Raw genomic sequence first — 12442 nt, 5'->3', positions numbered from 1 at the left:
TAGCTTGTTTTGCTTATAAGGGCTCAGTCGACTTTTTTTCATGGGATTTATTCTAAATGATTTTGAATAAATCTAGTTATCTAGTACAGCCCCTTTTTAATTGCCGATGCCGAGGCGCGTTACCGCTATTTTGTGCAAAAGCAGCCTGATTTGTTCCGCCGCCTGTCGCTGTCGGATTTGTGTTCGTATCTGGGGATTCAGCGTCAGCATTTGACCCGTATCCGCAAAAATCTGCTTACGCAAAAATGACACATTTGTGTCAGGCAAATAGATGCGGCTGTGCCTAAAATGCTGTTATCTTATTTCATTGCCCAAGCCACATTCGTTAAGGAGCAACCATGTCATTTAAAATCCACTGCATTACCACCGGCTGGGTGCAAATCAAAATCCACCACCAGCTTGCCCGTTTTCTCAAACGCCCGCTGCGGGTGCTGGACGTGCTCACCGACCGCAAATGGTCGCCGCAGCTGCCCATCGGCTGCTGGCTGATTGAGCACTCCGAAGGCTTGATTATGGTGGACACGGGCGAATCGGCGCATGCCAACGACAAGGGCTATCAACCCTGGTGGCACCCGTTTATGCAGTTTTGCGAACGCCGCGGCGTAAAGCCCTCCGAGCAGGTGGGCGGAAATCTAAAATCGCTGGGCTTTGACCCGCTTGCCGTCAAAACCGTGGTGATGACCCATATGCATGGCGACCACGCGGGCGGTATTCCCGATTTTCCGAACAGCCGTTTTGTGCTGAGCGAAACGGAAAAAGCCGCCATCTCCAAGCCCGATGCGGTGTTCAACGGCTATCTGACCATGCACTATCCAAGCTGGTTTGCCCCCGAAGGCATTGCCTTTAACGATGGTGCTTTTGAAAGTTTTGAGCGTTCGCACAAACTCACCGCCGACGGCAAAATCCGCCTTGTGCCCACGCCGGGGCATACGCTCGGGCATATGTCGGTGGTGGTAGATCAGGGCGACCATTATGTGCTCATCGGCGGCGACGCTTCTTATTGCGAAGCCTATCTGAAAAACGGCGATGTGGACGGCGTATGCGTGGACGAAAACCTGCACCATCAATCCACCGCCAAAATACGCGAACTGTGCAACCGCAAGCCGACCATTACCCAGTTTGCCCACGATAGGCAAAGCGAAGAACGGCTGGAGAATAAGGTTTTTACCCGGTGTTGAAATGAGAATGCCGTCTGAAAAATTTTCAGACGGCATGGTGTTATCCGCTTCCTCACAATACTAGCTTTATCCGTCTGCTTTCGGGCTGATACCAAAAAACTGCTTATATTCACGGCTAAATTGTGACGGGCTTTCATAACCCACTTCATAAGCGACGGCGGTAATGCCAAGCTGCCGCTGTTTCACCAATTTGCGCGCTGCCAATAAGCGCAGATTTTTTTGATATTGCAGCGGGCTTAGGCCGGTGATTTCTCTAAAACGGCGGTAAAAATTCGAGCCGCTCATACCCATTTGAGCCGCCAAATTTTCCATTTCAAGATGTTCGGCAAAATGCTGTTGCAAAAAATTGACCGCCTGCCCGATTCGGTGCAGGCTTTGTCCGCGTTGGAAGTGGCGGTGCAAACTGCCGCCCAAGTTGCTTTGCAGCAGATAAAAATAAATTTCTGTTTGCAGCAGCGGAAACAAAACTTGTTGATGATTGGGCGAATCAAGCAAGTCAATCAGGCGTTCCAAACTATTGAAAAGCGCGGTAGGAATCGGCGCGGTTTTCTGTTCATTCGGCGGCGGCAGAGGACGGATTTTCACCGCCAGCCGTTCAATTTCGTCATAATCCAAAGGCAGACTCAAGGCCAGATAGGGCTTATCGGGGCTTGCTTCCAGCACTTCGGTGGCAATCGGCAAGCTGGTGGCATACACCGCCATTTCACCCGCACCAATGGTATAGGCTTGATTACCGCCCCGTAAAATCTTACGGCCTTGCAGAGAAAAATAAATCCCCGCCGACTGCATATAAGTCAGGTTTTCCGCCGGATAATCCGCGCCATAAAGCACCATACCGCCTAAATCCGTATAAATAATTTGATTGGGCGGCGTGTGGCGTTGCAGTTTTTCAATCAAAGACATCGCAAGCTCCTTGTTTTTATCTATTATCGCATTTTGATAGAATTAGGCAAATTTTTCGGTGTATCGGGCAAGTATGGCAAATGAAAATCCCTATAATAACGTCCATCCCGCAACAACGCGGCTCACTCAACAAAAAGGAAATGATTATGTCAACTATGCAAAAATTTAACGAATTATCCGCCAAAACCGATTATCAAAACGATGACGAACTGTTCGCTTTCTTTGGCAGCCTGCCTGCCGTCAGCGCACAAGAAATGCTCGGAAAATGGCAAGGCGGCGATTTCAAAACCGGTCATTGGGCTGGGCAAGCGCTGATTGATACCCGATGGTTCGGCAAATGGTTTAAAGGCAAATTCGACGTTGCGCCGCTGGTGTCTTACAACGACGAAGGCAAACTGTATTCCAACAAAATGATGGGTGGACAAGAGGCCAGTCTGCAAATGGTGGAATTTCGCGGCGTGGTATCCGCCACGATGATTTACGACGGCGCACCGATTTTCGATCATTTCCGCAAAGTGGACGACAACACCGTGATGGGCGTGATGGACGGCAAACCGTTCAAAGGCTTTCCCGATATCGTGTCAAACGGCCGCTATTATTTCTTTTTCTTAAAACGCATTGATGAATTTCCGGTGGAATTTGTAGAAGCGTAAAAAAAAACAATGCCGTCTGAAAATTTCAGACGGCATTGTTATCGCAAAATTTCTCCAAAAATGACCGCGCTTTATTTGAAATATTCCACCGCTTCGCTCATCGGGCGGTGTGTTTTGGCGTGTTTCGGTTCGCCTGCGCGGTAGCCGAAGGTAGCCATGACCGACAGTTTGAAACGGCTTTTGTCATACACGCCGCGATCAGACAGCAGTTGGTCAAATTCGGCGTAATTAAAACCCTCAATCGGGGTGGAATCAATGCCCAACATGGCGGCGGTGGTGAGCATATTGCCCAAGGCGATGTAGCTTTGGCGCGCTGCCCATTCGTGCACCAAGCGCGGGTCGTGGGCAAAAGTGGCCTCTTTTTCGCTGTAATGGCGGAAGAAATCCGTGTAACCCTGCTGCACCTCGGCGGGCATGTGCATAATGTCCTGCATTTGGTGTTTGAGGTAGTCGCTGCCCGCAGTCAGGTCGGCTTGTTGGCGCACCACAAACAGCACAAAATGACTGGCGTCCACGGCTTTGCCCTGCGCCCCGCCCACGTCAAGCAGACGGCGGATTGCAGGATTTTCCAGCACAATCAGCTTCCACGGCTCAAAGCCGAAGGAACTCGGCGACAGGCGCGCGGTTTCTAAAATCAGATCGAAATCTTCCTGAGGGATTTTCTTGCTTGGATCGTAGGCTTTGCAGGCGTGGCGAAAGTGGTAGGCATCGAGAATATCTTGTTTGTGAATCATGGTTTGTCCTTGTGTGTAGGTGTTTTGATGGGGGTATTATAGGTATGCCGATTTTGAATGGTAGTGCTGAAAATGAAAAATGGTTTTTCAGATTTGAAAAAACCGATAAATAAAATGCCGTCTGAAAACTTTGCGAAAACCGACCGCACTTTCAGACGGCATTTTTATTTGTAACGCCTTCATTAGTGAATTTTTCTCACAAGGGTATAAAGATAATCGCCTATTATCAATGCAAATGCTGCGGCTTATACTATGTCTATTGAAACAATATGACTTAGGAGTAGCACCATGAACCCGACTTCCCGCCGCCGTTTTTTGCAAGGCAGCGTGGCCGTTGCCGCCGCAGCCGCCTTACCCGCCCGCTCTTTATTTGCCGCACCGGTGCGGCCCAAATCCAAAGCAGCGGTTAAATCTTCCTTTTTATCCGACCGCAACATCGGCGGCTTGACCGTGTCCGCCATCGGTTTGGGCTGCCAAAATGCGGGCGTGGGCAGCAGCTCTTACGGCTCTTTTGCCGAGCCTAAGTATTTGGAAAAAATGATCCGCCAAGCCGCTGATACGGGCGTGACCTTTTTCGACACCGCCAAAGTCTATGGCGAAGCTTTTGAAAGCGAAAAACGCACGGGCGCGGCGTTAAAACCCATCCGTCAGCAGGTGGTGATTGCCTCCAAATTCGGTATGAACGTGGATTTGCAAACAGGCAAGCGTTTGGGCGGTATGAACAGCCGCCCCGAGCAGGTGCGCGCCTCCATTGAACGGATGCTCAAAACCCTGCAAACCGATTATTTGGATTTGGTGTACCAGCACCGTGTCGATCCTGCCGTGCCCATTGAAGATGTGGCGGGCGTAATTAAGGATATGATGAAAGAAGGCAAAGTGCTGCATTGGGGCTTGTCGGAAGCAGGGGCAGATACGATTCGCCGCGCCCATCGCGAACAGCCGCTTGCCGCCGTGCAAAACGAATATTCGCTCCTGTATCGCGGTGTGGAGCGGGAAATCCTGCCTTTGTGCGAAGAACTCGGCATCGGTTTGGTGGCGTGGTCGCCGCTGGGTATGGGCTTTTTGACCGGCGCTATTGACGAAAACCGCCGTTTTGCCCAAGAGCCGATATTTGATTTTCGTGCCGTTACGCCGCGTTTTGCCCCTGAAAATCTGGCGAAAAATATGGCGTTGGTGCGCCTGATCCAAAAATGGGCAATGCGCAAACAATGCACCGCCGCCCAGCTTTCGCTGTCGTGGCTGACGGCGCAAAAACCGTTTATCGTGCCGATTCCGGGAACGACCAAAGTGCGGCATATGCTGGAAAACACCGGTGCGGACGATGTGGCGTGGACGGCGGACGAACTGACCGCTTTCCGCAAAGAATTGGATCAAATCCAAATTGCGGGCGAGCGTTTGCCCAAAGCGGTATTGGACGGCACCAATGTGAATGCGCCGCGCAAACGTTGACAAAGTGCGGTCGGTTTTTGACAAATTTTTCGCTCTTGCGATTGAGTTTTGCCCGCGCTTTGCCGATAATAAATCTCGGTTTAACAGCGAAGCAGGCGGGGTGGCCTGCTTTTTTGCAAACAAAAGGTAGGTGAATATGAGCACAGACAATTTCCCTGACTATGCCGTCGGCGTTGCCCATTTGCAAAAGCGCGACAAAAAAATGGCGTGGCTGATTGGGCAAATCGGCGAGGTCGGTTTTTGCGACCGAAAAGAAGATTTTTGCTTTTTGGCAGAGCAGATTATCGGGCAGATGTTGTCGGTAAAAGCGGCAAACACCATCATTGCACGCCTTGCCGCCTTATGCGGCGGCGAGATAACGGCGCAGGCGGTTTGCCGCTTTTCTGCCGAAGAGCTAAAAAGCGTCGGCATTTCAGGGCGTAAAGCGGAATGTATGCGGGCGTTGGCACAAGCCGTGCAGCGGGGCGATTTGGATTTCGGCCGTCTGAAAGACTTATCCGACCGCGACATCACCGCCGCGCTGACCGCCTTTAAAGGCATCGGCGGTTGGACGGCGAAAATGTACCTCTACAAAATCCACCGCCCCGACGTGCTGCCTTTTGAAGACGTGATTCTGCTTTCCGCCTACCGCTGGCTTTACCGCACGAAGGACGACAGCCCCGCCGCCGTGAAAAAACGCGCACAAAAATGGTCGCCTTATTGCTCCATCGCCTCGATGTTTCTGTATGAAGCGGCGGAGCGGGGATTGTTGGACAAGGAAGTGCCGAGGTTGAAGGATTTGTAGGCAGATTTTAGGCCGTCTGAAAAATATGGCTGCTGGGTTGCGGGATTTTTCAGACGGCCTTTTGCGTTCCCTTACATAATCATGCCGTCTGAAAATAATGGGCTGTGTTACAATGCCGCCCTTCCAAGTAATTCAATTTAAAACAAAAAATGCATACTTCCGACTTGCAGGATTCAGACGGCCAAACGGCGCATGAATATTTTGCCGACAATCCCGATTTTCCCGCCAAAACCATTATTGCCACGCTGTTTATCGGCGCTTTTTTTGGCTTCCTCAACGATACGCTGCTGAATGTCGCGCTGACGCGGATTATGCAGGACTTCGGCGTGGACAAAACCACGGTGCAATGGCTGACCACCGGTTTTCTGCTGGTGATGGGCGCGTTTACGCCGATTACTGCCGCCGTCATCCAATGGATTGAAACGCGCAAAATGGTGTTGCTGACGCAGGCGGTGTTTTTGGCCGGGTCGCTGATTTGCGCTTTCTCGCCGACGTTTGGCGTGTTGCTGGCGGGGCGCATGGTGCAGGCGGTGTCGGCGGCGTTTTTTGTGCCGTTGCTGTTTAACGGCGTTTTGTCGATTTATCCGCCGAGCCGACGCGGGACGGCGATGGGCGTGATTACCATGATGTTCACCGCCGCACCCGCGCTGGGGCCGACATTGTCAGGAATCATCATCGACCACAGCCACTGGCGCGTATTGTTTGCTTTTATCGTGCCGTTTATGCTGGTGGCGATGTGGCTGGTGAATAAATATCTGACGGTTAATTTGAGCAACATCGGCCGGCCGAAGATTGATGTGTTGTCGGCGTTGCTGTCGATTGCGGGCTTCGGCGGGCTGGTGTATGCCAGCAGCAATTTCGCCCATCTGCCGCTGGCGGAATTTATTTTGCTGTTTACCGTATCGCTGGTGTTGGTCGGTTGGTTTGCCCACCGTCAATTCCGTTTGGCTACGCCGTTGTTGAACCTGCGCGCGTTCCAATACACGCAGTTTGGTTATTGCGTGGTGATTTTGGGTATTTCGGGCTTTCTGTTTTTGGGGATGGAACTCTTGATGCCGATGTACACGCAGCAGGTGTTGCTGCTGACGGGTACGGCCACCGGCCTGATTCTCATGCCCGCCAGTATTGCGCAGGCGGTGGCGGCGCCGCTGTTTGGCAAACTGTTGGATAAAAAAGGCGGCCGTTTTGTGGTGCTACCGGCGACGGTGCTTTTGGTGGCGGCATTGGCGATTTTGTGGGCATTTTTGCGCATTGATACGCAGGTGGTGATGTTGTCGGCGATGTTTACTCTGTTTGCGGTATCGGTATCCGCCTGTATGACCGGTGAAACCCATGGCCTGAACGCCTTGCCGAAAACCCTTAATCCGCACGGTGCGGCGATTATCACCACGCTCAACCCGATTTCCGGCGCGGTCGGCGCGGCGTTTTTTGTCGGCGTGACCAATATCGGCGAAAAATTGTCTTCAGCTGCTTCGCCGCAGCAGGCGATGTTGGACGGTATCCATTTGGCGATGGGCAGCGCCTTGGTGTTGGGCGCATTGATGATTTTCTGCGCCGCACGCTTGAAAGCAGATAAAAAGTAAGCGCATGAATAAACAATAAAAAGGCCGTCTGAAAATTCACGATTTTCAGACGGCCTTTTATATTTGAAACAAACCTTATAGCCGTGTGACGCTCAATACGCCTTTGACATCGCCCAAGCTTGCCAACACACGCGGCAAGTCGTTGACTTGTTTCACTTCCAGCGTAAAGCGCATGCTGGCTTCCAAATCGCGCGATTGGGTTTGCACTGCGGTGACGTTTAATTTATGGCGGGCGAGGGCGTCGGAGACATCGCGCAGCAGACCCGGGCGGTCTTGGGCGCGGATTTCCACATCCACGGCAAATACCTGCCCTTCCTGCAACGCCGCCCAGCTTGCGTTCAATACCTTATCCGGTGATTGCTCGGCCAAGTGGCGGAACGACGGGCAGGTGGTGCGGTGGATGGAAATGCCCCGCTCGCGGGTAACGAAGCCGACAATATCGTCCGGCGGTGCGGGTTTGCAGCATTTGGCCAGCGTGGTGAGCAAACCGTCTTCGCCATCGACCAACACGCCGTTTTTGCCGCCTTTTTTGATTTTGGACTGCTTGACGATGGTGGTTTCGGTTACCGGTGCGGGCGGCGGTTCGTTGAGCATGCCGCAGGCTTTTTGAATTGCGCGCGGGGTCACTTCGCCCTGGCCAAGCGCGGTGTAGAGGTCTTCCAGCTTTTTAAAGCCGAGTTTTTCCGCCAAATCTTGCAGATTCGGTTTCGGATTAACTTTCAAAAGCTGCTTGTCGAGCAGGGCGCGGCCTTCTTCGCGCACGGTGTCGGCGTTTTGCTGGCGGATGTAGGCGCGGATTTTGCTGATGGCTTTATTGGATTTGACCCAGCCTTCGTGTAGCCAGTTGACCGACGGATGGCCTTCTTTGGCGGTGATGATTTCCACCCGCTGGCCGTTTTCCAGCGGCGTAGAAAGCGGCACAATCTGGCCTTCCACTTTCGCGCCGCGACAGCGGTCGCCGACGCTGCTGTGCAAAGCGTAGGCAAAATCAATTGGGGTCGCCCCGGCGGGCAGCGACAACACTTTGCCGTGCGGCGTCAAGACATAAATCGTGTCGTTGAAAAGCTCGGTTTTAAAGGCGGCAGCGAGGTCTTCCTTACCGCTTTCGGCCATGTTTTCGCGCCAGTCTAACAGTTGGCGCAGCCAGGCGATTTTCTGCTCGTAAGCCGAATCGCCCTTGCCGCCTTCTTTGTAGCGCCAGTGGGCGGCCACGCCGAATTCGTTGAACTGGTGCATGTCGAAGGTGCGGATTTGCACTTCCACGCCCTTGTCTTCCGGGCCGACAATCACGGTATGCAGGCTTTTATAGCCGTTGCTTTTCGGGTTGGCAATGTAGTCGTCAAACTCGCCCGGAATCGGCTGCCACAGGCTGTGGACAATGCCCAGCGTGGTGTAACACTCGGGTACGGTGTCCACCAAAATGCGCACGGCGCGGATGTCGTAGAGGCCGTCGAAACTGAGCTTTTTCTTTACCATCTTGCGGTAGATGGAGTAGATGTGTTTCGGGCGGCCGGCAACTTCAAAATGGATATTGTATTTGCCCAGCTCGGTGCGCAAAATATCGAGAAAATGGTCGATGTATTCCAAACGCTCGGTACGCTTTTCATCCAAGAGCCCGGCAATGCGTTTGTACTCTTCGGGATTTTGGTGACGGAAACCGAGGTCTTCCAACTGCCATTTGAGCTGCCATACGCCCAAGCGGTTGGCTAGAGGCGCGAAAATATCCAGCGTTTCTTTGGCGATGGCGCGTTTTTCGGCGGTATCGGGCAGGCTGCCGAGAAAGTGCATGGTGCGCGTGCGCATGGCGAGTTTAATCAACACCACGCGGATGTCGGTTACCATCGCCAGCAGCATTTTGCGCATGGTTTCCGCCTGTTGCGCACGCTCCTCCGGCGTGGCGAGGCTGTCCATGCGGGCAAACTGGGTGAGTTTGTGCACTTCATCCACGCCTTTCGCCAATTCGGTAACCGTGGCGTTGCATTGCTCGGTGACGACGGTTTGCCAGTCGGGGAGGCATTGCGAAATGCTGGTCAACAGCGTGGCCGCCACCGCGTCGGGCAGCAAGTCCATATCTTTAACCATTTGCGCCGCGCCGAAGACATTGCTGACCACCGGCTCGCCGCTGAGGGTTTGCAAATCGGCGGGATAATACTGCTCCATCAGCTTGAGCGCCGACTCAAGCATTTTGCGGTCGGCGTCGTTTTGCTGCGCCAGATAAGCGTCAAACCAATCGCGGTAGGCGTTTAAATCGGGCGAAAGGGAGCTGGGATGGAGTGCGGGATTCATACGGATCTTTCTCGTGAGCAGGGGAGAAAAGGCATATTGTAACAGGGTTTGCCGTTTTTAAAGAATAACTATTACATAGATTGTTAATATATTGCAAAGCATTGGCCGCATTTTCAGACGGCCTGCGAGAATCAGGTAAAATAGCATTTTTAGGAGCGAAACATGAAACTGTATATTTACGACCATTGCCCGTTTTGCGTGCGTGCGCGCATGATTTTCGGCTTGCGCGGCGTGCCGTTGGAAACCGTGATTTTGGCTAATGACGACGAAGCAACGCCGATTAAAATGATTGGCGCCAAACAAGTGCCGATTCTGGAAAAAGAAGACGGCTCGTTTATGGGCGAGAGCCTCGACATCGTGCGCTATATCGACGAAAAAGCCGGCAAAGGCCGTCTGAAAGAAGATGTCCGACTTGAATTGCAGGCTTGGTTGGATAAGGTCAACGAATACAGCGGCAAGCTGATTCAGCCGCGTGCCGTCAAACTCGGCCTGCCCGAATTTGCCACTGCGGAAGCCGTTAAATATTTCCAAGACAAAAAAGAGAAAACCATCGGCAGCTTTGAAACTAATCTGAACAAAACCGCGCAATATCTGGCGCGGATGAATGCTGATTTAGCCGATTTGCTGCCACTGGTTTCCGCAGAAGGTGCGGGCGTGAACGGCGAGGCTGCGATGGAAGATATTTTGCTGTTCCCGCTGCTGCGCAACCTGACTTCGGTGCGCGGTATCGAGTGGCCGCAAAACATTATGGATTACCTGCTGCGCATGAGCGAAGCGAGCGGTGTGAATCTGTATTTTGACCGTGCGTTGTAACCGCTTTCCGGATTGATAAAAGGCCGTCTGAAAATTTTTCAGACGGCCTTTGTATATGGGAAAACGCTTGCAGGGCGGTATTTTGCATATGCATGGCGTAGGCGGTAATTTTATGCTATCAACATTTTTGCATAATGATGTCGGAGCGGGAAAACAAACGGATGAGCCGTGATAATCCTTTATAGATTCTGTTTTCAGACGGCCTTAATTTAAACAGCCTTAAGGCCGTCTGAAAATCAAGCGATAATCCGTACTGCTTCCTTACCCTGCTTAAACTTGCCTTTCAACAGCGCGAGCAGGGTGTCGTCGAAATACCAGCGGCCGTCGGGCAGCACCAGTGCGCCGCCGGCGCAGTAAAAGGTCATGCTGTGGCCGGTGAGCGGGTCGGTTTCGGTGATTTCAATTTCGTGCGCACGCCCCCAGTCGGAGACGGGTAGCAGCGGGGCGAGTTGGCGGACGCGTTCGTTTTGCCGTGAGATGCCGTCTGAATTTTGGCACGCGCCGCTGCATTTGCCGACGGCGTGCACGGGGCAGGGCACGCCTTTGGCGTGGGTGTCGGGCAGGATGTTCAGCGAATCCGGGCACAGGCCGTATTCCTGCGCCCACGCCGCCAATGCGCGTTTGGCGGCTTTTTTATGCAAAAAGAAACCGTAGGGACGCTGGTTGCGGCTACCGTTTTTCAGCGGCACAATCCGCGCCTGCAATGCGCCGTGTTCGTCGGCGGCAAAGTGGACGGTGGTAAAGGTGCGCAGGCTTTCAGACGGCATAATATGGTATTCCTGTATGGTCTGCGCCTTGAGCCATAAGGCGTGCAAGCTGCCGACAGCGGGGAGGAAGCGCACGGCGGCGGCGCTTTGCGCATAATGCAGCACTTTTTTACCGTGCAGCAGGGCGGCGGTTTCTTGATAGGCGCGCTCGTGCGCGGTAACGGCTTGCGCTTGGCCGAATTTATCCAGCCAAACCAATACGCCGTGGCGGTCGGGCAGGGCGTAGAGCTGCTGCGCCAGCACCTCGGGTAACCAAGTCGGCAGCATTTTCGGGTTCATCAGGCTGCGGCACTGGTTATCCCATTCCTGCGCGTCTTTGTCGCTCAGGCTGTGTTCCAGAAAATCGCTCAAAGCCAAGACGTCGGTCATGGCGCGGTGACGGTGTTCCACTTGGATATGGAAACGCTCGATAATGCTGTCGAGATTGTGTTTGTAAAACTGAGGATACAGGCGGCGTGAAAGCTGTACGCTGCACAACGCGGGCGTGGCGAAATCCAGCCCGGCTCGGCCGAATTCGTGGCGCAAAAAGGTGTAGTCGAAACGGCTGTTGTGCGCGACCACCAAAGCGCCGCGCAACAGCGGCAGCAGGTCGGGCGCGATTTGGGCGAAGGTTGGCGCGTCGGCCACCATTGCGTTGCTGATGCCGGTGAGGTTTTCGATAAAGGGCGAAATCGGCTGCTCGGGATTGACCAGCCATTCGTAGCGCTTGACCGCGCCGCGCTCAAAACGCAATACGGCCACTTCGGTAATTCTGTCCTGATAAAAATTGCCGCCGGTGGATTCCAAATCCACCACCGCCACGGGCAGCCCCAAACGGGCGAAGGCGGCGGCCAGTTGCGGCCAACGCGAAGCGTGCGCCATTTTCTTTTCCTGTAAATTCAACAAACAATCGCGCATTCTACACTTTTTTGAAGTTTTTTCCAGTATGGTGCTTGACAGGATTTTAGTGTATCTCTATAATCCAAATCTTTCTTGCAGTGCACCCGTAGCTCAGTTGGATAGAGTATCTGGCTACGAACCAGAGGGTCGGGCGTTCGAATCGCTCCGGGTGCGCCATCAAGAATTTCCGCGCCCATCGTCTAGCGGTTAGGACATCGCCCTTTCACGGCGGTAACCGGGGTTCGATTCCCCGTGGGCGTGCCAGATTTTAAAAAGCGCTTCTGTTTTGCAGAAGCGCTTTTTTGCATATTGGTTTAGAGGCGATTCGGCTCAGGGCGGGCTTTAAACGGCTCGGCTATGCCCCCTTAACCTATCTTTATCTTTCAGACGGCCTATTTGTAAGGGCTTACGCG

At 53.1% G+C, this 12442-nt stretch carries 10 protein-coding genes and 2 tRNA genes; 8 read left to right on the top strand and 4 right to left on the bottom strand.

What is annotated here, in order from left to right; translation table 11 throughout:
* The first annotated feature begins 338 nt into the window (after positions 1-338).
* On the top strand, positions 339-1178 hold the full coding sequence (locus tag J2T37_RS08115) for an N-acyl homoserine lactonase family protein (RefSeq protein ID WP_253355101.1): 840 nt from the start codon (positions 339-341) through the stop codon (positions 1176-1178).
* A 66-nt stretch (positions 1179-1244) separates the two neighbouring features.
* Here the strand turns inward: J2T37_RS08115 and J2T37_RS08110 are convergent, their stop codons facing one another.
* A complete protein-coding gene (locus J2T37_RS08110; protein ID WP_253355100.1) occupies positions 1245-2081 on the bottom strand; it encodes an AraC family transcriptional regulator in 837 nt (278 codons plus the stop codon).
* A 146-nt stretch (positions 2082-2227) separates the two neighbouring features.
* On the opposite strand from J2T37_RS08110, the gene J2T37_RS08105 reads away from it, so the two are divergent.
* Positions 2228-2734 (top strand): DUF4334 domain-containing protein, encoded by a 507-nt coding sequence (locus J2T37_RS08105; RefSeq protein WP_253355099.1) that lies wholly within the window; start codon positions 2228-2230, stop codon positions 2732-2734.
* A gap of 71 nt (positions 2735-2805) precedes the next feature.
* Here J2T37_RS08105 and J2T37_RS08100 read toward each other — a convergent pair whose 3' ends face one another.
* On the bottom strand, positions 2806-3468 hold the full coding sequence (locus J2T37_RS08100) for an NAD(P)H-dependent oxidoreductase (RefSeq protein WP_253355098.1): 663 nt from the start codon (positions 3466-3468) through the stop codon (positions 2806-2808).
* Positions 3469-3756: 288 nt separating this feature from the next.
* Here J2T37_RS08100 and J2T37_RS08095 point away from each other — a divergent pair, with 288 nt between their 5' ends.
* The 3 genes from J2T37_RS08095 to J2T37_RS08085 all read left to right on the top strand — a co-directional run bounded on the left by J2T37_RS08095 (position 3757) and on the right by J2T37_RS08085 (position 7284).
* Positions 3757-4917 (top strand): aldo/keto reductase, encoded by a 1161-nt coding sequence (locus J2T37_RS08095; RefSeq protein WP_253355097.1) that lies wholly within the window; start codon positions 3757-3759, stop codon positions 4915-4917.
* Positions 4918-5053: 136 nt separating this feature from the next.
* Positions 5054-5701, top strand: coding sequence for a DNA-3-methyladenine glycosylase family protein (locus J2T37_RS08090; protein ID WP_253355096.1), 648 nt, complete (start codon positions 5054-5056; stop codon positions 5699-5701).
* Between the two features lie 149 nt (positions 5702-5850).
* Entirely contained in the window at positions 5851-7284 is a 1434-nt protein-coding gene (locus J2T37_RS08085; RefSeq protein ID WP_253355095.1) for an MFS transporter, read from the top strand.
* Between the two features lie 75 nt (positions 7285-7359).
* Here the strand turns inward: J2T37_RS08085 and J2T37_RS08080 are convergent, their stop codons facing one another.
* The gene (locus J2T37_RS08080; protein ID WP_253355094.1) at positions 7360-9570 is read right to left on the bottom strand and encodes a RelA/SpoT family protein; all 2211 of its coding nucleotides are present in this window, start codon (positions 9568-9570) and stop codon (positions 7360-7362) included.
* Between the two features lie 162 nt (positions 9571-9732).
* Between J2T37_RS08080 and J2T37_RS08075 the strand changes: the two genes are divergently transcribed.
* Complete coding sequence (locus J2T37_RS08075; RefSeq protein ID WP_253355093.1) at positions 9733-10383, top strand: GrxB family glutaredoxin; 651 nt, start codon at positions 9733-9735, stop codon at positions 10381-10383.
* A 236-nt stretch (positions 10384-10619) separates the two neighbouring features.
* Here the strand turns inward: J2T37_RS08075 and J2T37_RS08070 are convergent, their stop codons facing one another.
* Positions 10620-12011: a 3'-5' exonuclease family protein gene (locus tag J2T37_RS08070; RefSeq protein ID WP_253355092.1), complete on the bottom strand. Its 1392-nt coding sequence runs from the start codon at positions 12009-12011 to the stop codon at positions 10620-10622.
* 118 nt (positions 12012-12129) lie between these two features.
* On the opposite strand from J2T37_RS08070, the gene J2T37_RS08065 reads away from it, so the two are divergent.
* Positions 12130-12206: transfer RNA gene (locus J2T37_RS08065), tRNA-Arg, on the top strand.
* Between the two features lie 12 nt (positions 12207-12218).
* A tRNA-Glu gene (locus J2T37_RS08060) sits at positions 12219-12293 on the top strand.
* Positions 12294-12442 lie beyond the last annotated feature (149 nt).

The organism is Neisseria perflava, assembly GCF_024170405.1.
GTDB classification, from domain to species: Bacteria; Pseudomonadota; Gammaproteobacteria; order Burkholderiales; family Neisseriaceae; genus Neisseria; species Neisseria perflava_B.
The sequence above is the reverse complement of the archived record's forward strand: the minus strand, read 5'-3'. Positions and strand labels throughout refer to the sequence as shown.